22 protein-coding genes are annotated in these 22,880 nt (G+C 68.6%); 14 read left to right on the forward strand and 8 right to left on the reverse strand.

The annotated features are described in order from the left end of the window. Positions 1–126: 126 nt before the first annotated feature. Together AB0H37_RS14080 and AB0H37_RS14085 are read right to left on the reverse strand one after the other, a co-directional pair. Positions 127–693: a hypothetical protein gene (locus AB0H37_RS14080; protein WP_360612851.1), complete on the reverse strand. Its 567-nt coding sequence runs from the start codon at positions 691–693 to the stop codon at positions 127–129. Beyond that, positions 690–1,115: an ATP-binding protein gene (locus AB0H37_RS14085; RefSeq protein ID WP_360612853.1), complete on the reverse strand. Its 426-nt coding sequence runs from the start codon at positions 1,113–1,115 to the stop codon at positions 690–692. The genes AB0H37_RS14080 and AB0H37_RS14085 overlap by 4 nt, the downstream gene beginning before the upstream one ends. A gap of 687 nt (positions 1,116–1,802) precedes the next feature. Between AB0H37_RS14085 and AB0H37_RS14090 the strand changes: the two genes are divergently transcribed. Genes AB0H37_RS14090 through AB0H37_RS14100 form a run of 3 tightly spaced genes read left to right on the forward strand, consistent with a single transcriptional unit; the run spans position 1,803 to position 4,694 of the window. After that, positions 1,803–3,761, forward strand: coding sequence for a hypothetical protein (locus tag AB0H37_RS14090; protein ID WP_360612855.1), 1,959 nt, complete (start codon positions 1,803–1,805; stop codon positions 3,759–3,761). Next, a complete protein-coding gene (locus tag AB0H37_RS14095) occupies positions 3,748–4,194 on the forward strand; it encodes a hypothetical protein (protein ID WP_360612857.1) in 447 nt (148 codons plus the stop codon). Before AB0H37_RS14090 ends, AB0H37_RS14095 begins: the two co-directional genes overlap by 14 nt. Then, positions 4,194–4,694, forward strand: coding sequence for a hypothetical protein (locus AB0H37_RS14100; RefSeq protein WP_360612859.1), 501 nt, complete (start codon positions 4,194–4,196; stop codon positions 4,692–4,694). Before AB0H37_RS14095 ends, AB0H37_RS14100 begins: the two co-directional genes overlap by 1 nt. Positions 4,695–4,872: 178 nt before the next feature. Here AB0H37_RS14100 and AB0H37_RS14105 read toward each other — a convergent pair whose 3' ends face one another. After that, complete coding sequence (locus tag AB0H37_RS14105; protein WP_179835973.1) at positions 4,873–5,064, reverse strand: hypothetical protein; 192 nt, start codon at positions 5,062–5,064, stop codon at positions 4,873–4,875. Positions 5,065–5,097: 33 nt separating this feature from the next. Here AB0H37_RS14105 and AB0H37_RS14110 point away from each other — a divergent pair, with 33 nt between their 5' ends. From AB0H37_RS14110 to AB0H37_RS14155, 10 genes are all read left to right on the forward strand, one after another. Continuing rightward, on the forward strand, positions 5,098–5,463 hold the full coding sequence (locus AB0H37_RS14110; RefSeq protein ID WP_179835974.1) for an MTH938/NDUFAF3 family protein: 366 nt from the start codon (positions 5,098–5,100) through the stop codon (positions 5,461–5,463). A gap of 310 nt (positions 5,464–5,773) precedes the next feature. After that, positions 5,774–6,655, forward strand: coding sequence for a helix-turn-helix transcriptional regulator (locus AB0H37_RS14115; RefSeq protein WP_360612861.1), 882 nt, complete (start codon positions 5,774–5,776; stop codon positions 6,653–6,655). After that, the gene (locus AB0H37_RS14120) at positions 6,652–6,846 is read left to right on the forward strand and encodes a DUF397 domain-containing protein (RefSeq protein WP_360612863.1); all 195 of its coding nucleotides are present in this window, start codon (positions 6,652–6,654) and stop codon (positions 6,844–6,846) included. The genes AB0H37_RS14115 and AB0H37_RS14120 overlap by 4 nt, the downstream gene beginning before the upstream one ends. A 651-nt stretch (positions 6,847–7,497) precedes the next feature. Further along, the gene (locus tag AB0H37_RS14125; RefSeq protein ID WP_360612865.1) at positions 7,498–9,714 is read left to right on the forward strand and encodes a hypothetical protein; all 2,217 of its coding nucleotides are present in this window, start codon (positions 7,498–7,500) and stop codon (positions 9,712–9,714) included. A gap of 560 nt (positions 9,715–10,274) precedes the next feature. Further along, positions 10,275–10,562 carry a hypothetical protein gene (locus AB0H37_RS14130; RefSeq protein WP_360612867.1) on the forward strand — a complete coding sequence of 96 codons (288 nt, stop codon included), beginning with the start codon at positions 10,275–10,277 and terminating at the stop codon, positions 10,560–10,562. A gap of 503 nt (positions 10,563–11,065) precedes the next feature. Next, positions 11,066–11,857, forward strand: coding sequence for a methyltransferase domain-containing protein (locus AB0H37_RS14135; protein WP_360612869.1), 792 nt, complete (start codon positions 11,066–11,068; stop codon positions 11,855–11,857). Between the two features lie 187 nt (positions 11,858–12,044). Then, positions 12,045–12,605, forward strand: coding sequence for a hypothetical protein (locus tag AB0H37_RS14140; protein ID WP_360612871.1), 561 nt, complete (start codon positions 12,045–12,047; stop codon positions 12,603–12,605). 10 nt (positions 12,606–12,615) lie between these two features. After that, a complete protein-coding gene (locus AB0H37_RS14145) occupies positions 12,616–13,143 on the forward strand; it encodes a hypothetical protein (RefSeq protein WP_360612873.1) in 528 nt (175 codons plus the stop codon). A gap of 97 nt (positions 13,144–13,240) precedes the next feature. Further along, on the forward strand, positions 13,241–13,585 hold the full coding sequence (locus AB0H37_RS14150; protein WP_329088689.1) for a PadR family transcriptional regulator: 345 nt from the start codon (positions 13,241–13,243) through the stop codon (positions 13,583–13,585). Next, on the forward strand, positions 13,582–14,454 hold the full coding sequence (locus tag AB0H37_RS14155; RefSeq protein WP_360612875.1) for a hypothetical protein: 873 nt from the start codon (positions 13,582–13,584) through the stop codon (positions 14,452–14,454). Before AB0H37_RS14150 ends, AB0H37_RS14155 begins: the two co-directional genes overlap by 4 nt. A gap of 138 nt (positions 14,455–14,592) precedes the next feature. On the opposite strand, the gene AB0H37_RS14160 is transcribed toward AB0H37_RS14155, so the two are convergent. Both AB0H37_RS14160 and AB0H37_RS14165 read right to left on the reverse strand, forming a co-directional pair. Continuing rightward, a complete protein-coding gene (locus AB0H37_RS14160) occupies positions 14,593–15,072 on the reverse strand; it encodes a GNAT family N-acetyltransferase (RefSeq protein WP_360612877.1) in 480 nt (159 codons plus the stop codon). A 106-nt stretch (positions 15,073–15,178) separates the two neighbouring features. Next, on the reverse strand, positions 15,179–16,144 hold the full coding sequence (locus tag AB0H37_RS14165; protein ID WP_360612879.1) for a zinc-dependent alcohol dehydrogenase family protein: 966 nt from the start codon (positions 16,142–16,144) through the stop codon (positions 15,179–15,181). Between the two features lie 168 nt (positions 16,145–16,312). On the opposite strand from AB0H37_RS14165, the gene AB0H37_RS14170 reads away from it, so the two are divergent. Continuing rightward, positions 16,313–16,957, forward strand: coding sequence for a helix-turn-helix domain-containing protein (locus AB0H37_RS14170; protein WP_360612881.1), 645 nt, complete (start codon positions 16,313–16,315; stop codon positions 16,955–16,957). A 422-nt stretch (positions 16,958–17,379) separates the two neighbouring features. Here the strand turns inward: AB0H37_RS14170 and AB0H37_RS14175 are convergent, their stop codons facing one another. Genes AB0H37_RS14175 through AB0H37_RS14185 form a run of 3 tightly spaced genes read right to left on the reverse strand, consistent with a single transcriptional unit; the run spans position 17,380 to position 22,633 of the window. After that, complete coding sequence (locus AB0H37_RS14175) at positions 17,380–18,534, reverse strand: hypothetical protein (RefSeq protein ID WP_360612883.1); 1,155 nt, start codon at positions 18,532–18,534, stop codon at positions 17,380–17,382. After that, complete coding sequence (locus AB0H37_RS14180; RefSeq protein WP_360612885.1) at positions 18,531–21,458, reverse strand: AAA domain-containing protein; 2,928 nt, start codon at positions 21,456–21,458, stop codon at positions 18,531–18,533. The genes AB0H37_RS14175 and AB0H37_RS14180 overlap by 4 nt, the downstream gene beginning before the upstream one ends. Positions 21,459–21,493: 35 nt before the next feature. Then, on the reverse strand, positions 21,494–22,633 hold the full coding sequence (locus AB0H37_RS14185; RefSeq protein WP_360612887.1) for a hypothetical protein: 1,140 nt from the start codon (positions 22,631–22,633) through the stop codon (positions 21,494–21,496). Positions 22,634–22,880 lie beyond the last annotated feature (247 nt).

Consider the following 22,880-nt stretch of genomic DNA (forward strand, 5'->3'; position numbering starts at 1 on the left):
ACCTCGAAGTAATCCGGGCGGTCGCCGGTGGTGATGCACCGCGCCTGGGCGATGGCGGCGTCGAGAAGGTCGCGCATGATCCGTCCATCGACGACGAGGTCGCTTCGGCGCTCCTTTATGAGCCGGTCAGAGTCCCGCCCGGTAGCGGGTGTATTCGCAGACGAGGACGTCGAAGGGCATGGACGGCCAGCGGCTCAGCGCACCTGTGTGCCGGTCGACGACCAGCAGTGGGGCGGCCTCGTCGTTGGAGCCGTCGGCGGCACGGGCGACGAACCCGTCCGGGAAATCCTCGACAATCAGCGGGACGGGGCGGCCGCCGCGCCAGAAGTGCGCGTCCGCGCGCCGCCACGCCTCGGCCCGGTCGACCGGTGCCGGACGGACGCTGTAGGCCGTGAAGACGTGCGCGAGGCCGCGCAGCGTCCGGCACTCGGACGTCCCGCAGCCACGGCAGATCTGTTCGCCGTTCGAGCCTTCGCCGGGGCGGTGGGAGGCGAGGACGCAGGTCAGCGCGGCCGTGCAGGCCAGGACGAGGCGCCGCGAATGGGCGACGAACTCCCGGCTGGACGGGTCGAGACCTCTGGTCTGGACGAGCGCGGCGTCGATGGAGTGGGGGTCGGCGCGCATCGCCACGGTCATCGCGGCGTGGACGCGCAGGTGGACCTGATCGTGCGTCCAGGAGGCGGGCTCGGTCACGCGGCCCACTCCCCCGCGAACACGGCGGTGACCGTACGGCCTTCGCCGTTGCCGTGCCATCCCCAGCTCGCGGCGGTGAGCGAGATGGTGCGCAGGCCCCGGCCGGACTCGGCCAGCGCGTCGGCGTCCAGCGCGGCGGGCTCGCCGGGCCCGCCCTGGTCGGTGACCGAGACCGCGACCAGGCCGCCGTCCCGCACGACCTCGACGGTGAACGAGCCGCCCATCTGGCCCGACTTTGTGTGCCGCAGCGCGTTGACGACCAGCTCGTCGGCGGCGAGCAGGACGTCGTCGAGGAAGGGGCAGCCGGCCAGCAGGCAGCCCGCGAACCGGCGGACGTTGCGGGCCTGCTCGGGCCCGCTGGGGAAGGAGCGCCGCCAGCACAGCGGCACCGGTTGTGCTGACGGGAGCATCGTCAGAGACATCAGAGCACCTCGGGTCGTGATGGACGTAGCCGTTGCGGATCTGATGAGTCGATCCTTGTTCCGCACGCACATCGTCACACTCGGTCGCCAATCGAGCACGGAGGATCAGAGCGCCACCTGCCCCGGCAAGGGATTTAGAACGTGTGCTGGTCTCAGGTCCGACCTCCGCACGTGCGGAATTCGCGCACGCTCAGCTGCCGCACTCGGACGAAGGGCCGAGGAGGCAGGTCCGTCTTCGACGATCACGCCACCCCGTGGCCGCCTGGACCGGATGACCAGATCACCCTGAACGCAGATGAGTGGCGACACCACGGCGCGGCGTCAAAGACGTCCGTCGCGGCACCGCCAGGCCGCGAGAAGCGGCGGGTCGCGCACGCCCCCCAAGCATCCATAACGCCTATCTCGGCATGAAGGCCGCACCATCGGAACGCTTGAATGACTCGCCGCGTGAAGCCGCTCCGATCCGACCGGTCCAAACAAGTAGACGAATCAGCGGGAAACCGACACAGCGTCGCACGATACGCGCGCCAGGAGGAGGTGAGTGGAATATCGGCACGTGCAAAGTTCGCACGTGCGCGATTACATAGGGGCCTGTGTGATCCGGCGTTGGCCCCGCACGCCACGGACGCACCCGGCGAACCGTCTGGCCGACCGGCTCGCCTTCCCCCGGATGAAAGGGCTGCAAGCGTGGGCGTGGACAACCCCCCTGGTAGGCCGGGCAAAGGTCCCGAGACCCCCGACAAGCCCACCCCGCCACGCACCGACGACAAGCCCCCGGCCGACGCTCCCGGCACATCGGGGACGCCCCGTATAGACAGCTACAAGGCAGCAGGCCAGCCGGTTCCAGGACGGCCGGAAGCCGGCACCGAACAACGCGGCGACCGCGAGGCGCAATCCAACGAACCCTCCACCGACTCCTCCTCCACCGGCCCGGCCGGAGAGAAGCCGCGAACCCCGGGTGACCCGCCGTCCGAAGCCGAGCCGAAGACCGAGAAGGAGTCGGAGACCGGCAAGACCGAGGTCGACTCCCGGCCGGACGAAGATCGCGACCACGACAACGGCGGCACAGAAGCGGAAAAGCCCGGCCAGGCCAAGACCGAGGACCCTAGGCAAGACGAGGGCCAGCGGGGCACCAACGACCGCGAGTCCAAGACCGATCAGGCCGAGCCGGGCAAGGCGGAAGGACAGGACGGCAGCAAGGACAACGGCACCACCGCCGACGCCCCCGCGTCCTCCGAGCAGCCGAGCACCCGCCCGGCCGAGGCTCCTCAGTTCCCGCCCGAGTCCCGCCGTGCAAGCCTCGCCGCCGCCCGAGAAAGCCAACTGGAAACCGCGGAAGAACGGCGAGCCATATTCCAGGACGCCCAGACCACCAACGGACCCGGCGAAGGAACCGCCGGCGAAAGCCGCGACAGCGGTGCGCCGCCACAGAGCGAGAACACGGGGTCGGACGAGCGCGGACCGGAACCACAACCCCCAGGCACCGAGACACCGCCCGGCACTACCGGCGAGAGCGACACCTCCAGCGGCGGCGACGGGTCCGGCGATGGTGAAGGTTCCGGCGGTCGCGACCAGCCCGCACCTGCGACCCCCGAAGCAGAGGCCGAGCCCCCGGCGCAAGAGACACCGCGTCCGCAAAATCAGGAGCACGAGCCCCCCGTCCCGCAGGACTCCTCAGACTCGGGCGACGACAGCGGCGACCCACCGGCCGAACCACCAGCAGACGGCTCGCCACCCGCCGACGACCACACTCGGGACGAGAGGAACGAGACGCTGCCGGGCCCAGAGGTCGGCCAACCGACCGAGCCCGCCGCCGAAACCGGCCGCGAAGCATCCTCTGTCGGCCCCGAAACGACCGATCAGGGCACCGAGCCCCCAGAGCCCAAGGCTGACGACGGAACCACGGGCAACGAGACAGACGCCCCGAAACCCGGCGACGAGACCACGCCCCCTCCCGAAGGAACCGGCGAGAACGCCACGCCCCCAGAGGCTCTCGGTGAACAGACCGACGCCCATGGTAGAAATGCCGAAGGCGACGGCGCCGAGTCGAATCCGGAAGCTATCGATGAATCAAAACCGGAGGTTCGCTCCAATCCCATCCTTTCCGACGTTTACACCGACAGCCAGGGCCAGGTACACGTCGAACCCCGATACGGACGAGAGCAAACCGACGAGACCGGCAGCGACCCCCTACGAAACGAAGCAGAGACCACAGAACCGGCAGAACTCCCGACCCGTGAAGACCTCGACCCGGTCGGAGCAAGAGGCGGCGAGCCCGGCCGCGGTGAACTCCGCGACCCTGAGGACGATCCCGCAGGCCGCGACTACAATCGCACCAGCCCGGAGCGCAGGTCTCGGGAAATTGACCTATATAAACGAATCTTCAATAAACCCGATAACGCCAGAGACGCTATGGAAGAATATGGCAAACCAGCTCAAAAAGAACTGAAGAAAGTTCAACCGACGGGTCAGCATAGCGGACCCAACAGCAAAAACGATCAATTCAAGGCCCCCGATCAGCAGGTGCAGGCAGGTAGCGCTGTACTTGGAATTATCGGCGGAGTGATAGTTCTGACCGAGACAGGACGTCGTACCGTTTCATTTGCACGACGCGTGATTAGCAGGAGAGAGCATGCCAGTAACTGATCACCAGGTAGCGACTTTGCGTGCACAACTCAAAGGGAATGATGAAGAACACCAACAATTGGCAGCTCAACTCACCCCCGAAGAAGCCAATAATGAATACGCTGCCCTAGTGGCCGGAGCATTTATTGAGGCTGTTGAGCGAAGATTCCTCAAGAACGGGCACGCCGCCGAAGCATCAGAGGTAATCGACTTCGTAGCTGACGTGCGGCAAACTGATGACGAGATGGCAAGCATCATCGACCCCCAGATCAGCGAGGGCCTGATTCTCTACCTACTCAAGAAGGGTGACTTGGTCGACGCCGATAAGAACAAGATTTTCGGCCACCAGATAGTCTTGCTGGCTTCACTGGTGGGCAGGGAGCAATTTACAGACGAACAGCTCGACGCGTTCCTTGTCGAAGCAAGGTTCCTTGCCGACCAACTACTGGCATAATGGACTACTCCGCCATAAAAATTCGAGAGGAGAACATTCTCGCGTTGCGGTCTTTCCTCTTGGAGGGGCCGGAGGCGTGGGCGCCTCTGGAAGACAAAATCCAGGTAGACGACGAGACAGCAGCCGGCTATATGTCGCTGCTCTACGGAGCGTTCTATGTCGCACTGCGTCGACGCTTTTCGCCCACGTACAACGTCGGCGAGATCGTCCGGCTCGTGGCCGACATGCGGATCAAGGCAGGCGATGATGCGGGGGTGATCAATACTCTCGCGGCCGAGGCGTTGATCCGCCGCGTCGTTGGCGCATCGCCACTCCAGGAAACCGGGCCAGACGATGTGCGAACTGTGCTGAACGCCCAGATCTTCATCATGCTTTACCTTGTCGCCGAGATGGATCTCGATCGGGCCAGCTTGGAGCAGTTCATCGACGAGGTCACCGCCTACACAGAGCAGTGGCTCGCGGCACGGCGAGCCGAAGCCTCCACGTCGGCCTCCTCGTAACCCCTGAACTTGTTCTTTCACCTTCCTGCGTGAATCGGGTAGGCGACGGTGGTCTCGCGTTTGATCGTTTGCCAACATCGTGGCGGGGTGCGGGATGTCGGTTCTTGGAGCCGGGTGGTCGTTCGGGACCGGGTTTGCCCTTTGGTACACCGGCGGGACGGGCCACTTTCTCTCGGAATCAGGCAGCTATGGAGGCCAGGCCGGAATCGGGCCACACGGTGAGTGCATCGACACGGGCGTACTCATCCAGCGAGCGAGACTCAATCCTCGCGGCGTTGGTAGCGATAGGTGCCTCAGCAACGCTCATGATCACGCCCAGACCGGTCTGATGTTTGGGAAACGCCTCGGGCGGGCCTACGATCCAGAACATTTCGAACTGGTATGCGCCGCAAGGAGTCCACTGATGGACAAGTCGCCCCTGATCACGCACATCTCGTGGGGCCGCATGGAAGTCGAGGGCCTGGCATCGGGCAAGGACTTCAAGCTGTATCCAGGAGGCGGCCGCGCCTGGGACTGGTCCGAGCACGGCACCCGCCACGAGCCAGGCATCCAACCCGCCGACGTCCAAGAACTCCTCGACCACGGCTGCACCGTGATCGTACTCAGCCGCGGCATGGAACTACGCCTGCAGACCATGCCCGAGACATTGAAGATCCTGGAAGACCACAGGATCCAGGTTCACATCGAAGAGACGACCGCAGCCGTCGAGCTCTACAACAACCTGGCCCACGCCCAGCTCGTCGGTGGCCTCTTCCATTCAACGTGCTGACCAGCACGGTTAAAGAGGTTTTCTAGCCGCGACGCGGGCGGAAGCATCACGAGGAAGAGGTGGCTCGACTCCTCGGAACTTCTCGCATATCTCCGATACGCGCAGGTGTGGGCGTTTGCAAATAAGGGCTTAACGGCCGAACCGGACTGGCGAGGGCTGCACTCCCGATTTCCGCATGTGCGGATTTTGGCCCCGCGTGGGCGTGGCGGGATTTTGTTGGGGCGTGACTTTAGTATTGCCGGACGCGTTCGATTGCAGAGCGTTAGCGATCAGTACGGACCGCGTCCGATGCGATATCGAGAGGACGGCCATGCCGAGCCCCTACGTCCGCCGCCGCCGGCTGGCGGTCGAGATCCGCAAACTGCGCGAGAGCCGCGGCCTCACGACCGATGGCCTCGCCCGCCTCGTCTTCCACTCCCGGACTAAGATCACGCGCCTGGAGAACGCTCAGATTCGCCCCGACCTCATCGAGATCATGAACCTGCTCGAAGCTTTGGACGTCACCGGCACCCAGTATGACCGGATCTGCCAGCTCGCCCGGGAAGCTGGGCAGAAGGGCTGGTGGGACCGGTACGGAGTCTCCATGGGGCCTCGTCAGAAGCTCTACGCCGACCTCGAATACAACTCCGACACCGTAAGCGAGTACAACCAGACTGTGATGCCTGCCGTCTTGCAGGCTCCTGAGTTCATCGCCGCGCTCGTCGATCTGGACAGGTGCCAAGGGAAGCTCGACTACGTTCCGGAGCGCATGACCGAAGCGCGCATGCGGCGGCAAAGCGAACTGCTTCGGCCGGACGGCCCTTCCTACGAGACCGTCCTGGACGAGTGCGTGATTCACCGGCTGGCCGTACCAGCCCAGGCGAAGATCGCCCAGTTACGGCACATGATCGGAGTGGTCTCGGAGACGGAACGGGTCAGTGTTCGTGTACTCCGGTACGACGCCGTCCTCCCGGGCGGTTTCCTTCCCAAGTCAGCCTTCTACCTCTACACATTCGCCGAGGCGGGCGACTCACCAATAGCGGTGATCGACACCGTCACCACTGACCTCGTCCTAACACAGAAGGAAGAGGTGGAACGCTACGCCGGAATCTACGATCGTGTACGGGCGGCCGCCCTGTCCCGTGAAGACAGCATGACCTTCCTCGATCAGGTAGCCAACAGGCTCGCCGACCAGACAGGATCGAGGACATGACCAAGAGCTTCCACAGCTGGCGCAAGTCACGCCACAGCGAACCGAACGGCGGATGCATCGAAGCCGGTCGTGCCGCCGACGGCACCATCGGCGTCCGGGACACCAAGCTTGAGGGCACCGGGCCAACCCTGGAGTTCACCGAGGACGAATGGCGCACTCTCCTCCGCAAGATTCGTTCAGCGGCTCACTGACCCCTTACGGACATCATCGGCCTTGAGACGAGCCTGTCCAACTCAAGGCCGATGGCATTTCCCAGGGGCCCACTGTCCATCTTTGTGAGTGGCGTCGCCCCTTCCTCCGGAGCCGGAGCGAATCCTTCTTGCGCGTCGGTCTCATCGCCCGCGACGACACGTCATAGATGGCCAGAATCGCCCCGCTCGTCCGCACGAACCGCTCGGGTTCGTTGCGTCGAAACTCGCACATTTCTGTTTGGCGATGGTGCACCACCCCTATGGGCGACAGGACTTCGAGCATTCACTTATGGCCAGACGTTTATCGAACCTCGGGGACGCAGGTTCGATAAGTACCCCGGGTCGCGTCGCCGTGGACGGATAAGGACTTCGCGTACTTCTCAGCAGATCAACCCCCGCAGTTCGGTCAGGGCAAGCTCTTCTACGACGCCCCCGGGCACGAAACTCGGGGTCGTCGAACTGCGCGGCTTGATGTGGTCCGGCGAGGTCACCGCATCCCTCTCGGCGACTGTTGAGCCCAAGGCCGGACGAATGACCCCGAGGTTTCCCTGGACGTGCCGCCCCCTGGGCAACCGGTGGCGGGTCCGGGGCGTCCCACGTGCCACAGGCATTCTTTGGTCCTGGTTCGGGACCCCTACCGAAGGATGTGAATTGGCGGAACTCTCCTGGGCTCTGACCGTCCCTCAGCCGGCCGCGTGGGCGGTCGCCCATGGCCACCAAGCCGTCTACAGCCGCCAGAGCGGCACAGATCAGCGCGGCTGGGTCGCGATCTGCGCGGGCTCTTACATGGACGACGATTTGAAGCGGTTGACCAATCGGCTGACCGGCCGCTCGCCGGAGAGCCTCGACGCCCTTTGTGGAGAGCGCAACGCCATCATCGCCGTGGCCCGGCTGGCGGACGTGTGCGATGAAAGGGCGTGCGACTGCGGTCCCTGGGCTGACAGGCGGCTCATCCACTGGAAGCTGGCGGACGCGGTCCCACTCGCCGAACCCGTGCCCGCCCCGCACATCGTCGGCTTTTGGCGGATGCCCGCCGACCTGGCGGGCGCAGTCGAGCGGCAATGGCAGCTCACCGAGCGGCCCACCGCGGGCGAGGCGATCACACGAGGCGCGCACAGGGATTTTCCGGCTGTTCGAGACGAGCTGCTCCCACTCCCGGGCGACGCCGACGGATACCGGCATGTGCTCCTGCTGGGCACGACGGGGGCGGGGAAGACGACGGTCGTCCGCCAGTTGCTTGGCACGGACCCGGAGACCGAGCGGTTCCCCTCCACCTCGACCGCGAAGACGACCGTGGCCGACACCGAGATCATCCTCACGGGTGAGGGTCCGTTCCGTGCCGCCGTCACCTTCGCCGGGCGCGACGAGATCGCCGATCATCTGCGCGACAACGTCTGGGAGGCCGCGCGGGCGGCGTTCGAGAGCCGCTCTCAGGAGGTGATCCAGAACAGGCTGCTCGACCACGTCGGCCAGCGCTACCGGTTCAGCTACCTGCTCGGTCGCGCCGCCCTCCCCGACGCGGGGCCTGACCTCGACGATGACCTGGACGACGAGTGGGACGACGGCCAGGCGGCCCCGCCGGCGGCCCGCGCGACCGATCCGGGCACGACGGCGCTGGTGCAGAACGCGGTGCGCGCCCTCAAGCATGTGGTGGCGACCCAGTTGGTCGGCATCCAGAACGCGGACGGGGCAGGGGAGGACGGCCGCCCCATCGAGGAGTACATCGAGGACGAGCTCGAGAGGCGCGTTCGGCGCTCCGACATCTGCGAGCGGATCGTCGACGCGTTCCTGCACGCCGTCGAGAACCGGTTCGCGCTGCTCGGGGAGGGCGATCTGCGGCGCGATCCGGGCGGGTGGCCGGTGTCCTGGTCCTGGGAGTGCGCGGACCGGGCCGAGTTCCTCCGCGTCATCACCAGGTTCTCCAGCAACCAGGCCGCGTTCTTCGGCAGGCTCCTGACCCCCTTGGTGAACGCCATCCGGGTGGCGGGACCGTTCCGTCCGGTCTGGGCCGAGCATGCGGCGCGGCTCGTCCTGATCGACGGGGAGGGGCTGGGGCACACGCCCGGTTCCATCGCCGGGGTCTCCACTCCCCTGCGCAAGCGCCTGGACGAGGTCGACTCCGTCGTGCTCGTCGACAACGCCCAGCAGCCGATGCAGGCGGCGCCGGTCGCGGTGATGCGGACGGCGGCCGCCACGGGAAACGGCGAGAAGCTGTTCTTCCTGTTCACGCACTTCGACCTCGTCAAGGGCGACAACCTCGGGTCGTTCTCCGACCGCGAACGGCACGTCCTCGGATCGGCTGAGAATGTGCTGAGCGAGGTCCGTGAAGAGCTCGGACTGGCCGAGCGAATCCTGCGCCGCCGCCTGGACGAGGCCCGCTTCTTCGTCGGAGGCATCGACCGGGTTCTCGATCCCGAAAGGATCGACCCGGCCAGGCCGAAGGCGTCCCTGCGCACGATGCGGCAGCTCAACGGGCTCCTCGAAGCGCTCACCGAGGAGGCGGTCCAGGTAGAGACGGGGCCGGCGCGCCCCGTCTGCAAAAGCGGGCAGCTGACGGACGCGGTCGTCGAGGCGGTCCGGGCCTTCCACATCCGGTGGCGCGGCGCCCTCGGGCTCTCCCTGGAGTCGGAGGTGCCGAAGAAGCACTGGTCCAGCATCAAGGCGCTGACCAGGCTCCTCTCCGAGGGGCACACCGACGAGTACAAGGATCTGCGTCCCGCGACGAGCCTGCGGACGGCCTGGAGTACGCGCTCTACCGGATGCTCCAGAAACCGGTCCGGTGGACGGACCGCGAGCCGGACGCCGACGAACAGGAGGCCATCGTCGGAGACATCTCGAGCGCCCTCACGAGGCGGCTCACGAAACTGATCGACCGGCGGATCACGGAAGATCCTCGGCCGGACTGGACGCGCGCCTACGAGGAGCACGGGAAGGGCTCGACGTTTCGGCGGGCGCGAGTTCTCATCGACGATATCTATGAAGAGGCGATTTCGCGCCCGGCGCGACGAACCGTATGAGAACAGGTTTTCGCGAGCGGTTCTGGGGAATTCGAGGACGTCGCCGCGGAACTTGATTTCATTCTGGAATGAGCGGACGACGAGGGCCGGAGGAATGTAGGACCGGCGCACAGCTCATTCCCCGGCGACGGGGACGAGGGCCTGTACGCCGGAGGGCGCGGCCGCCTTCCGGCGCCGAGTCGCGGCCACCTCGGCGACGGGACGGGGGACATCTGCGCTGCACCCTTCATCTAGGGCGATCCCGTCGAGGTGCTGGCCGCGTTCAGCGAACGCCGCATCCGCTACGGCCCCCTCGGGCGCGAGACTCGTCGGCACGTTGGTGGCCATGGCCGGCGAGGCCGGCTGGGTCGAGGACGCCGGCGAGGATCCCGACCCGTGCCCCGGCTCCCCCGCCCTCATGATCGAGGAAGAGTGGGCGAAGGTGATGCGGCGTTCCCGTATCGACGGCGCGCTCGGGCAGAACCCGCGCACTGCGCTGCAGGGCAACAGGCCGACCGCGCCACCGTCCCGAAAGCGCGCGTGGCCATCATCGGCCATGCGACCCCGGACGAGTTCCGGGCGAATCCGTCGGCGCCCGACGTCGCGGGCGACAACCCTGCGCCGCGCGCGTGCTGGAAGGACGAACTCCACGACCGCCTGACCGCGCTCTCGACGACCTTGGAGCTGATCGAATCCTTCGTCGGGCGCGCCGTCCCGTAAACGAGGCGCATCGCCGCCGTGCACGCACTGGCCGATCCAAGCGCCACGCTCTCTCCACGGCACCTGAAGAGCACAGAGGCGCCCACGACCTGCGTGATCGTGACCGTCGGGCTCGTCCCGTCGACCACCGCACGGCCGCCCTTCAGGCGAGGTGGACGGACGCATCGCCTGGAGAAGACCGATCTCGACGAAGCCGTCGCGAGGGCCGAGGACCGGTCGAGTAAGGGGTCCGGGCGGCCCCTTCGGCCGTCCCGCCATCAGTGCGAATGGGCAACAGCCCTAATGCTGAGACGCAGCGCAAACGCCTGCCGCACCTCTGCGTCCGCCAGGCGCAAGTTCACATGTGCGCACTTGCATGGCTCGCAGGCGTGTGCTCGGCGGGTTCTGATTTCTGACCTCGGGTTGCGCTTCAGGGGCAACCGCCGACTGTTATTGGGGAAGCATGTGTGTCCCTGCCGGTAAAAGAACCAGCGGGGCGCACCCAAACGAAAGGGAGAACCACTATGGCACGCGTGCCTCTGCCGGACTCTCTCCGCCCGTTCATCGAGACGAGGGAGCCGGTCAAGCCCACCGCCGGTGACGGCGACGGCCACCTGGATCCCGCGGCGATCTCGTCGTGGACGTCCAGTGGGGACGCCGACCGGTACCACGACTACCAGGCCGCGCGAGTGGCCCGATACGTCGTCGGTCACTCGCTGTTCGACGTCAGTGCGCAGACGGGGGAGGTTTCCGAGCGGCTCGTGAAGCTGCTGGGCGCCAACCTCGAACGCCTGGTGCTGAGTGACCAGGAGCAAGGGTGGGTCGACCACCTGCGTGGCCGCTTCACCAAGGCCGAGGTCCTGCGCCTGCACCTCCCGAGCACTCCCGAGATCGAGCCCGTCGACACGGTGCTCATGGTCAACGTTCTCGGGCATCTCTCGGACGAGGCCAAGACGATCGAGGCCCTGGCCAAGGTCATCGTGCCGGGCGGCCGTTTCATCGTCTGGGAGGCCGGCTACCCGGAGCTGTACAGCCCCTTCGACCGCTTCGAGGCCGGCCGCCGTGTGCGGTACACGCCGGACGACCTCGGCGGGCTGCTCCGCGCCGCCGGGCTGCGGGTGAAGTTCAGCCGACCCATCAACCTCCTGGGAGGGCTGTTCAACCGGTTCATGGTCGACCGCACGGTCGGCTACGCCGACCCGCGACTGGTGAGGCTGTACGACCGCCTGGTCGTTCCGCTGAGCCGGCCGCTCGACGGGCTGCCCCTGCGCTTCGGACAGAACGTGTTCGCGGTCGCTGAGGTGCCGGGCAAGTGATTTTCCGGGTCCCCTCCGCACGGGGACCCGGCGTACGGTCGAGCGCGGGCGATCCACTGGATCCGCCCGCGCTCTTCTTTTCCCCGAGCTCAGGCCTGTGCCCGGCGGAACCGGGAGGTCGTGAAACCGGATGGGCGGTTCGGGAGTCTCATCTCCGTTCCTTGATCCCCCTCGACGGAAGGTGATCGTGACCGAGCAGCTCGACCAGGTCTTCGGCCAGTTGGTCAACCGCAGCTGGCAGCGTTTCTCCGAAGAGCTCCACACCCGCGAGATCGACGATCTGCTCGTCGGCGCCGTGATCACCGCGGCGGTCGCCCACGGCAACGCGCTGATCGACCTGAACTCCGACGGCAACCACCACTACCTGCGGTTCCAGCACCGGGAGCGCAAGCACCGCCTGATGTTCCAGCTCACGCACCGGGCCGGCACCGTCACGGCCGCCAAGACGCTCGGCCAGCACGCGGCCGTGACGATCGCCTACGGCGAGTACGTGCGGGACGCGCGGACGGTGTGGCAGGCGCTGAAGTCCGAGGTGAAGAGCGGTTTCCTGGACGTCGGGGAACCCGGCGTGCTCACCGTCGACGCAGATCTCGCCACCGGCTACGTCTACGTGCAGGTGCCCCTGCTGCTGGACCTGGACCAGTACTTCGCCGACCACTACACGGTGAAGTACCCCGTCCTCCAGGAGCACATCGCCGCCGTCACCCAGGCCTGCGCGAAGTACCTGCACGGCCGCATCGCCGCCTGAGAGGACCGCCATGCTTTCGATGATCAACAAGTTCAAGAACAACGCCGAGGAGCGGGAGAGCAAGGACGAGGCCCTCATCGGCGAGATGGTGTTCACCATGGCCCACCTGGGGTGCCCCGTCATCGGGATCAAGTCCGGCGGGGACCTGCAGTACGTGCGGTTCAAACCGGTGGGCGACGCGGTCCTGTACAGCTTCACGATCGTGCTGGACCGCAAGACCGGGGACGGCGTGCTGCAGCAGGCCGTGCTCGGCAGCAAGGCGACGCTGACGTTCGTCGCCGAGGTCAAGAACCACATCGCCGACCCCGACGATCTGGTGGCGATGTTCCGCACCGACATGGCGAACATGCTGCGCAGCCCGTGGTTCGGTGACATCAAGCTGGACCACCAGCTCAACTCGATCACCGCCACCAAGAAGCAGCTCATCGACATCGACGACTACGCCGACGCCGACGGCGCCGACCGCGACCGGCTCCGGCAGCTCCTCCAGGGCACCATGCAGGAACTGCGAGAGAAGGTGGCCCCGTACAAGAAGTGACGTCGGCCGGCCGCCTCCCACGCACCATCGTGATCGGTCGCCTCGCCCGAGCCGGGGGGGTGGCGGATACTTCGTCGGGTGATATATCGTCTGCCGTATGGTCAAACGAACCACGGTGATGAGCGAGCCCACGTACTTCGTGCTGGCCGCGCTGCTGGACGGGCCCGTGCACGGCTACGGGATCATCAAGAGGGCGCAGGCGCTGTCCGACGGGCGCGTCCGGCTGGCCGTCGGCACCCTCTACGGCGCACTCGACCGGCTGGCGAGCGGCGGGCTGATCGTCGTGGACGGCGAGGAGACCGTCCAGGGCCGTCCGCGCCGCTACTACCGGCTGACCGAGGACGGGCGCCTGGCCGTCCACCGGGAGGCCCTGCGCCTGGAGCAGGCGGCCCGGGTCGTCACGGGCCACATCTCCCCGATGACGGGGGACGCCGGAGCATGAGCGGAGCATTCACCCGCGGCTGGTATCGGCTGTTCCTGCGGACGTTCCCGCCCGCTCACCGCGCCGAGTACGGCGCCGAGATGCTCGACACGCTGCTGAACGACACCTCACGCCGCGCTCCCTCGCCGCGGGAGACGGCCGGGCTCCTCACCGCGGGCTTCGCCGCCCGGGCCCGCGCGGCCGCCGGGGAGGCCGGGCCGTGGTGGGCGGACGGTGTGCACCTCGGCTTGTTGATGCTGGCGCTGGCGAATCTGGCGTACGGCATCGGCGACCACGCGTCCCCCGGGTGGCTGGCCGCTTCGGCAGTGCTCGTCGTGGCGTTGCTGCGCGGCTGGGCACTGATGGTCCTGCCGCTCGCCCTGGCCGTGGCGTTCTCGACAGGCCGGGCCATGCTGGTGGGGGCGGAGACGACGTCCTGGCCGCCGCAGTTCTTCGGACCGGCGTACCACAACTGGGCCTCGCTGGCCCCCTACGGCGTTCTGGCGATCGGGGCCATGGCACTTGCGGCGGTCCGGGCGGGGAATCTGCGGGCGCGGCCGTTGTGGTGGCTGGTGATCCCCGCGGCCGCGCTGGCGCTCACCGCCATGCCCGGGAGCCGGGAGTACGGCGAGACCTGGCAACTGGTCAGGGCGGGCACGGAGGGCGTCCTCCTGCTCGCCGGAGTGCTGGCCACCGCGATCGCGCGCAGCCCGCGCTGGGCACTGGCCGCGACCATCTACGTCCTGCCCGCCGTGGCCTCCCCGTTGACCAACCCGCCGTCGAACGCGCAAGACACCGGCTACTGGTTGACCCTCACCGGGCTCCTGCTGGCCATGGCCGCGACAGCATGGCGGCCCCAGCCCGTCCCCGAACGCCGCCATCCGCGATAGCCGGACCGCGGAACGCCGGGGCCGGCGAGCGCATCCAGGGGCCTGGACGCCGGAGCCGTCCGCGAGCATGGATCGCCGGGTGCCGTCTCCGGCGCACCGCGCGGACCGTGCCGCCGGTCCGGCTCCAGGCGCGGCAGCTCAGCCGAGCGGAAGCTCCGCGGTCACCTCATCCCCTTCGGTGGTGAGCGCGGCGCCCGCGCTCACCAGCAACGCGCGGGCGCCGCGGTTGCCCGCCGTCGTCGAGGCGAGGAACCTCGCCGCTCCGGTCGACCGGGCCTCGGCCAGCAACAATGCCGTCACCCGCGTGCCGATCCCGCGGCCACGACGAACGCGGCTCAACCAGATGCCCGCCTCCACCGCGTCTCCGTGAGACTGCAGGCGCGCCGCCCCGGCCGCTTCCCCGTCGACGTCGACCACCCACGTGCGCTCCACCGCCGTCGCCGGGTTCAGGCACCTCGCGCGGTGGAACTCCAGGAACGCCGTCCGGCGCTCAGGCGTCCAGCCGGGCGCGCCGTTGACCGGAGGCATCACCTCAAGAGGGTCCGCGCCGTCCACGGCCGCGTCGAGCAGCCGCGCCAGCGCGGGCTCGTCCAGGGGGCTCAGGGCTACCTCGATCACCTCCAGAGTCTGACGCCCGGGCAAGGTCCCGCGCGAGCGAATTTCGGCGTCCTGGCGCTGGCGTCGCAACTCCAGCAGCTCCGGGGGCGCGGGTTCCGTCTCTGGTTCAGGGGGCCAGGACGATTCTGCCGAAGACCTCGCCGGCGTCCATCTTCTGGTGGGCCTGTGCTGCTCGATCCAGTGGCAGCACCTCGTGGACGACCGTGCGCAGGTCCCCGTTCGCGGCCGCGGCGAACTGGGACGACCGCACGGCCTGCCTGTCGGGGCCGGGCACTGTGTCGGAGCTGAAGGTGGCGAAGGACAGCGACCTGCGGAAGGCGTCCATCAGCCGCATGCCGAAATCCTCCGGTGGCTGCCCGCCGACAACTCCGACGGCCACGAATCGCCCGTTGGGGTTCAACCTGTCCAGGAAATGAGGAAGCCGGGGGCCTCCCACGACATCGATCACCACATCGAAGCCCGATGGCGCGCCGGGGCCGCCGCCCTCGCCGGAACGGTCGAGGACGTGCGTCGCGCCCAGGTCGCGCAGGCGGGCGCCGCGCTCCGCCGACGAGGTGGTGACCGCCACCGTGCCGGCGCCGAACCCGGCCGCGAGCTGGACCGCCGTGATCCCGATGCTGCCCGCCGCGCCTCGCACGAGCAACGCCTCGCCGGGCGCGAGACGGGCCCGGCCCAGGGCGAAATGGGCGACCACGCCGGAGCCGCCGAGCGTCACCGCGTCGGTACCGGTCAGGCCGTCGGGCAGGGGCACGACGTCCTCGACCGCCGCGACGGCCTGCTCGGCGTACCCGCCTGCCAGGCCGGTGAAAGCCCACACCCGCCGCCCAGTCCACGAGGCGTCCACGCCCTCTCCCACGGCGGTGACGCGTCCCGCGACCTCGCTGCCGAGGAGATGGCCCTCCCGGAAGCCGTGGGCGGCGAGCGCCCCCCGGCGGATCACGGCGTCCACACCGCCCACCCCGATGGCCTCCGTGGCGATCCGCACCTGGCCCGGGGCGGGGACGGGCACGGGCAGGTCGACGACCGCCAGGCCCTCGGGGGCACCGAACTTCCTGATCACGACGGCTCTCATCCTGGCTCCTCGGGACGGTACGTGGCGGGGCCACGGCCGCGGCGGCCGTGGATGGCGAACCGGCCCTCCAAGCCCGAGGCATCACCGGCCGAGTACCGGGGCCCGGGCGGGGCCACCGTCATCGGACCGTAACGGACGCACCCGTCCGTTTGGCTAAAGTGAGAGGCGATGACCGGCCGTTTGCCTCACACCACGCGCTCCGACGCCCGCGACAACCGGGCCCGCATCCTGGCCGCGGCCCGCGCGGTGTTCGGCGAGGAAGGCCTGGGAGCGCCCATGCGAGAGGTCGCCCGGCACGCGGACGTCGGCCCGGCCACGCTGTACCGGCACTTCCCGACCAAGCAGGTTCTGATCGCGGAGGCCTTCGCCGAGCAGCGGCGAGCTTGCCGAGCCATCATCCGCGACGCCCTCCCCGACCCCGACCCGTGGGACGGATTCCGGAGCCTGGTCGAGCGGATCTGCGAACTCCACGCCCTCAGCCGGGGATTCGCCGACGCCTTCATGACGGCTTTCCCCGAGGCCATGGACTTCGCCGTCGATCGGGAGCGGACTCTGCGGGCGGTCGCCGAACTGGCCCGCCGCGCCCAGGAGACCGGCCGGCTGCGCTCCGGCTTCGTCGTCGACGACCTGGTCCTCATGCTCATGGCCCACCGGGGCATCCAGGACGCACCGCACGACGCCCGGCTCCAGGCGTCCCGCCGTTTCGCCGCCTACATGATCGAGGCCTTCCACGCCGTTCCGGAGACGGGGGCGCCCGCGCCGCTGCCGCCGGCGCCACGCCTACAGCTCGCCCACCCGCCCACCACGCCGTAGACGCGTCAGGAGTGTTCCGCGAACACCCATTGCGCGCAGTGGTGGGCGAACGCGTCCGCGACGTCACGACCCCAGAGGACTTTGGCGCCGCAGGGCGCGCCGTCTAAGACAGGGTCTGCGCCCAGGTGACCACCGATTCGCCTGCGCGCTCACCGGAAAGGCCGTCCAGGCCTGGCTGGGCCCGCACCATCCCGGTGTCGCAGTGTCCTCGGTCGCCCCACGATCCGAGGTGCCGAAGAAGCACCAGCCGGACGGCACTGGACGGAGGCGCTCTACCGATTGCTTCAGAAGCCGAAAGCTTCGATATGTGCGTCCTCGACGCGCCGACAACCGGTGGCCCATGTGCCCGACATGCGACGGTTCGAGGGAAATGCCGGGGCGGCGATCCGTGAGGGCCGCCGTGTGGGCGTTGCTTCCCAGCCTCACACTGGGAGTGGAGATTGACCGGTCTGGTAAGCATGGCGGCGTAGGTCGTCGAGGGTCAGGGCCTCGGTCTCCAGTCGGGTGCAGAGGCGATTCAGGAAGGCTTCGGCCTCGGCGGGTTGGATGTTGCGCGACGCCGTTACCCGGGCCAGGGCGCGTTCCAGGACGGCTTGGCCACGCAAGGAACGGTCGTCGCACCACAGTTGCAGGACGTGGCTTCGAGCCGTCACGTAGGAGCCCAAGCGAACGATCGAGAAGGTGCCCTTGCGGCCTCCTGCGGCGAAGTCCGCAGATGGGAGCGTGAGACGCAGGGTCCCGTCCGCGGTCCAGGAGAGACGGGCCGGGTCGATGTCGCGTTCGACGAGCCAAGGACCGAACGCGGCGCGGACATCGTCGGAGTCGCCCGCGTTCAGGATGGCGGTCAGGGCCGGCCACTCGCGGCAGAGCTTCTCCAAATGCTCGTCGTGGCCCTCTGAAACCGCGGTATACGTCAGGAGGGACGGACCCCGTGGGGTTTCGGTACGCAGGACGTAGCAGGGCAGGTAGGCATGGCTCGTAGAGCGGAAGGCCACCTCTCGGAGTTCGTCCGGGATGTTGAAGTCGCGCCGGTCGGGACGTGAGGCGAGGCGGGCCAAGGCATCGTTGCGGAAGGCGCAGGCGTGGGTCATGAGCCGGTGCCATTTCTGGTCGTCGGCCTGTTCGGGGCTCCAGACGACGACTCTGCGGCCGTAGTAGGCGGCGGGTAGGGGCTCGCCGATGACCCCGTCGAAGTAGAGCTTCTGGCGGTCGCGTTTCGCGACGTAGCGGGTGTCGTCGCGGACGGCGCGGACGCCGAGGCCGGTGAGGGCCACCGTGCCGTCGGGGCGGGAGGCGACGTGACCGACGCCGCCGAGGAAGCGCAGGACGCGGTCCACCATCGCTTCGTCCAGGCCGAGAAAGCCCGCGATCTCAGGGACGGTGCGCAGCTGCGCCTCGGCGATCGCACGGCCGACGAAGCGGTCGAGGAGGTCGTAGGGCTGCCGCTCGTCGAATAGCGCGTCGATCTCGACGGCGAACAACGGCAGGCCGATCCGGTGGAGCCGGACGGGGCGGACTCCGGGCAGGGCCGCCGCGTCTTCGAGGGCGCGCGCGGGGTCGTAGAGCGGATCTCTCACCGTTCGCCCTCCTGAGCGATCAGCTTCTTGACCTCACGTCCGTCGCGGAAGTCGCCGTGGGCGCGGACGTGGTCGAGCAATGCGTCGGCCATGGCCCGGAAGCCGGGGTCACGGGCCTGTGTCAGGGTCACGGAGTCGCCGACCAGGATCAGTAGGCGGCGGGGGCGGGAGAACGCGACGTTGGCGCGGCGGAGTTCGTTGAGGAATCCGACAGAGCCGGAGGCGTTGCTGCGGGTGAAACCGAAGACGATGAGGTCGCGTTCGCCGCCCTGGAAGGAGTCGACGGTGCCCACCCCGGCCGCGGCTGCCTCGTCGTCGCCGAGGCGCCGGGCGAGCATCTCGGTGACGAGACCGACCTGGGCCTGGTACGGGAGGATCACCGCCCAGTCGGCCACCGTCCCTTGGTAATGGGCGATGAGGTCGGTGATCAGGTGGGCCTCGGCATCATTGGCATAGCCCTTGTCGGCCCATCCCTCGTCCGCGCGCGGGGGGCGTTCGCGGCGTGCGCGCAAGGGCAGGCCGGCGGTGTCGGCGAACACCAGCGGGGAGGCGAACAGGGCGTCGCGGTGCGGGTGTTCGACGTCCGATTCGAGGAAGCCGTCGTAGAACCACTGCGAGACGAACCGGGCGATGACGGGCGGCATACGGCGTTGGTATCGGAGAAGCTCGCGATGCCCGTCGGGGACGGCGGGAAAGAGAAGCTCGAAGGCGCTCTTCGTGACGAGGTCGGACGTCCGGGCGTCGCCACGGGCCCAGCCCAGCACCTGCGGGTCGACGAAAGGCGGAAGCTGGTTGTGGTCGCCGACGAGGACAGCGCGGCGTGCCCGGACCAGAGGGACCAGAACGTTCGGCGTGCTGATCTGGCCGGCCTCGTCCACGACGGCAAGGGCGAAGTCGAGGCCGTCGAGGGCGCGGGTGGTCGCGGTCCCGATGCAGGTCGCGCCGATGACATCGGCGTAACGGGCCAGTTCGGGGTACAGCTGCTCGGTGCGGCTGCGCAGATGGTCGCGCCATTCGGTCAGAAGGTCCAGGCGGCGGCGCATCAGATCGAGCGCCGCGGCGGCCCGGTCTCGGAACGTGACGAGCGCGGCGAGGTCGGCACCGGGTCGCGGCGGGACCGGCACGCCGAGCAGGAGACCGCGGAGATCTCCTGCGTTTTCGGCTGCCGCCTTCACCCGGTCGCGAACGGCGCTCCGCGCGTCGTCCAGTGCGCGGCGGTGTTCCGCCAGTTCTGGTGCGGTTTCGCGGATTCGTGTGATCTTCGCCTGGGCGGCGTCCCGGTCCCGCAGGGCGGCGGTCAGCGTGGCGTCGACCTGCTCGCGTCGAGCGTGATGCTGCCGGTATTCGTCGGCGAGACGGCCCGCGGGCCCGCGCAGCAGGAGGCCGATGAGCGGCCACCGCGAGCGCGCTTCGGCACGGCCCCGGCGCCGGGCGAGGATCTCGAGCTCGGCGTCGCGTTCAGCGAGGTCGCGCTGGTGGGCTTCGGCGGCTTCGGTGAGGCGGCGCGCGTGCTGCTCGATCGGGGCGGTGAGCCGGGCGGTGTGTTCGTCCAGTTCGCCGGTCGCCTGGCGTTCGGCCGATTCGGCCGCGCGGAGGGCGTCGAGCGAGGTGTCGAGTTGGCGGAGCCACGCGCCGGCCTCGTCGCGTGCGGGCTCGTAGTCGCGAGCGGCCGGATCGGTGCGGCGCAGGATCTCGCCTTGGAGCGTCTCCGCCTGTGCCTCCAGGGTCAGGTGCTCGCAGCCGGGTGTGACGCCGTCGTCGCGACCGACGCGCAGGATCACCAGGTCGGAGGGGAGCTCCTGGAGGACGTTGTCGACCGCGCGGTTGGTGAAGGAGGTGATGAGGACGCGTTCGCGCGCCGCGGCGCAGGCGCGGGCGATCTCTGTGATCGTGCGGGTCTTGCCGGTGCCGGGCGGTCCGAGGATCAGTCCGACGTCCGGGACCGCGAGGGCCTTGCGAAACGCCGACCTCTGGCTGGCGTCCAGCGGGCGGGCGGGCTCGGCGGTGGCGGGCGTGAAAGGGCGGAACGTGTGCCCGGCCATTGCGTCCAGCAGGTGCGGGTTGGCGGACTCGCCGTCACGCAACATGTGCACGGCCTCCGCCTGCCGATCGAAGGGGATGGTGGACGGCGATTCGACGAAAGCGCCGACCTTCGGAATGGCATCGAAGTCCACGGGACGCTCGAAGCGCACCGTCATCAGCGTCCCGCGAAGCAGGTCGACGCGACCGCGCAGGTCCGGCTCACCTCGGACGTGTAACCGGGTGCCGGCGACGGGCCGCCGACTCCCGACGAGCTGGAAGTCGTGCACGCCGCGGGCGGACCGGCGACGGGCGGCCGACGCATCCACCCGGCGGTAGGAGATCATGGTGTCGGTGCGGGCGGCGGCCAGTTCGACGCGGCGCCCCTCCTCGATCACCTTGTCGAGGACGTCCAGGAACTCCTCGTGTGCCTTCGGTGTGCTCGCGCCCGCCGGGGTCGCGGCGTTTTCGGTGAGCTGCCGCCAGCGTGCCCGCAGGAGATCCCATCCGGCGTCGTCCTCAAATGGCAGGTCCTGGATTCGGTGGTGGTAGACCCACCCCCGGGCGCGGAGCCAAAGAGCCCGCCGCACGATCCTGTTGTGGTCCTCGAAGCCCATCGGGAACGCGCCGGTCACCTGGTACCCGTTGCCATGCTTGGTCACGTTGAGGGTCAGGAGGTAGCGGCCGTCGATGTAGACCTTGAGAAAGTCGGCGCGACCGCCCCGCCCGCGCTCCACCCTCGCGGGGACCGGACCTCGGGAGGCGACTTCCAGCAGGTCCCGCCGGATGCCTTCGACATCCGGGAGGAATGGGTACCGGGCCCGTTGCTCGGCCAGTTTCTCCAAAAAGCGCAGCGACGAGACCAGGTGGACGATGCCTGGCAGATCGACGTGGGGGTCTTGCAACGCGTTCTCCGTTCCCGGGGTCGAGGTTCCTCAGTTCAGTTGCCAGACGGGGCACCGCAGGCCGCCCCGAAACCGTCGGCGAAAGCGTGCGCGCCTGGCCGCCCGGCCGGGTCGGCTGCCAGGGCCGCGGCGAACACGGCGTCGCAGGCCGCAGGGACGGCGGGGTTGAGAACGGACGGCGCCACGTGCCGTCCCCTGCGGCCCGCCGGGCGCCGAGTGACCAGTTCGTAAAGGACCCGCGCAAGCCGGTGGACGTCTGCGGGCGGCCCGGGCGGCGCGCCGCCCATCGCCTGCTCGGGCGCGTGATACGGATCGTCCCGCTCCCTCGCCCGCGGGGGGACGGTCGCCAAGCCCAGGTCGCGAAGGGCGAGCGTGCGCGCGTCAGGTGCCAGGATCGCCCCAGGGCTCAGCGCCCGGTGGGCGAGGCCGCGGCCGTGGAGTTCCGCGAGCGCGGCGGCCAGGCTCGGAAGAGCGCGAGAGAGCAGGAGCAGTTCGTCATGCCCAGGGGTCTGCCGGGCGCCGCGGAACCGGTCGCCGACGGACGTCGGCGACGCCGCCGTGACCAGGGTGATCGTCGCCGGTGTCATGTCCACGCCCAGAAGGGAGGGCAGGCCGGGCAGCCGAGGGAGGTCCACCAGCAGCGCGGCCTCGTCGGCGAGCGCGGCGCGGAGGCCGGGGGCCGCTTCCGACCGGCGCAGCCACACATGGCCGCCGGTGGCGCCCTCACAGTACGCGTGGGCCTGGATCCAGGTGCCATCACCGCACGCCAGGACCTCAAAAGCACCCTCGACATGGTCGTCGGCATTCTTCGGTGAGACGGCGTCAGCGCACAGCCGGTACGGCTCTCCATCCACCACGACGACGTCGCCGGGCCGGAGAGGTGCCGGTACCTGCTGCTGAGTGGGCCGCCGAGGCTCCGGGCGTCCGGCGAGGACCGCCGTCCACGACTCGTGGTCGCGCTTGAGCTTGAGCAGCTTGGCAGGCGGCCACAGCCTCGCCCCGGCACCCTTGTCGATAATGCGGTGATCGGACGGGCACAGCAGCACCAGGTTGGCGAGTCCGTCGATGTCAGCCGGCCTATCTGCCGCGCCCCTCGGGCCATCGGGTTTCTCCGCGACGATGTGCGCGGCCTCGGCGATGTGGTATTCGCCACCTTCCGGCCCAGGGTCGATCACTAGCGACCGCTGACACATCGCACATCGCCCACCGCCGCGCTCGAACAGCCGACGCCGAGTCCGATCCGAGGCAGACACCTGGACAGCGTAACGAACCAAACCCGGACGGTGCACAACGAACGAAGCCACCCGACGTCCGCTCCCGCAGTCTTTCGGAGCAGGTGATGGCGGACTTCTATTCGTCCGTCACAGCGGAAGTTCTGGCATCTTGTGGACACAGTTCCCGGCAAGAGCATCCCTCGCTGGG

The sequence above is a fragment of the Actinomadura sp. NPDC023710 genome (genome assembly GCF_040639875.1).
Taxonomy (GTDB): domain Bacteria; phylum Actinomycetota; class Actinomycetes; order Streptosporangiales; family Streptosporangiaceae; genus Spirillospora; species Spirillospora citrea.

Coding starts and splice junctions, on each gene's coding strand:
- AB0H37_RS14135 (WP_360612869.1), top strand. CDS start 11,066: ATGGCACGCGTGCCTCTGCCGGACTCTCTCCGCCCGTTCATCGAGACG.
- AB0H37_RS14155 (WP_360612875.1), top strand. CDS start 13,582: ATGAGCGGAGCATTCACCCGCGGCTGGTATCGGCTGTTCCTGCGGACG.
- AB0H37_RS14105 (WP_179835973.1), bottom strand. CDS start 5,064: ATGTTCTGGATCGTAGGCCCGCCCGAGGCGTTTCCCAAACATCAGACC.
- AB0H37_RS14095 (WP_360612857.1), top strand. CDS start 3,748: ATGCCAGTAACTGATCACCAGGTAGCGACTTTGCGTGCACAACTCAAA.
- AB0H37_RS14170 (WP_360612881.1), top strand. CDS start 16,313: ATGACCGGCCGTTTGCCTCACACCACGCGCTCCGACGCCCGCGACAAC.
- AB0H37_RS14100 (WP_360612859.1), top strand. CDS start 4,194: ATGGACTACTCCGCCATAAAAATTCGAGAGGAGAACATTCTCGCGTTG.
- AB0H37_RS14145 (WP_360612873.1), top strand. CDS start 12,616: ATGCTTTCGATGATCAACAAGTTCAAGAACAACGCCGAGGAGCGGGAG.
- AB0H37_RS14115 (WP_360612861.1), top strand. CDS start 5,774: ATGCCGAGCCCCTACGTCCGCCGCCGCCGGCTGGCGGTCGAGATCCGC.
- AB0H37_RS14085 (WP_360612853.1), bottom strand. CDS start 1,115: ATGTCTCTGACGATGCTCCCGTCAGCACAACCGGTGCCGCTGTGCTGG.
- AB0H37_RS14110 (WP_179835974.1), top strand. CDS start 5,098: ATGGACAAGTCGCCCCTGATCACGCACATCTCGTGGGGCCGCATGGAA.
- AB0H37_RS14150 (WP_329088689.1), top strand. CDS start 13,241: ATGGTCAAACGAACCACGGTGATGAGCGAGCCCACGTACTTCGTGCTG.
- AB0H37_RS14120 (WP_360612863.1), top strand. CDS start 6,652: ATGACCAAGAGCTTCCACAGCTGGCGCAAGTCACGCCACAGCGAACCG.
- AB0H37_RS14165 (WP_360612879.1), bottom strand. CDS start 16,144: ATGAGAGCCGTCGTGATCAGGAAGTTCGGTGCCCCCGAGGGCCTGGCG.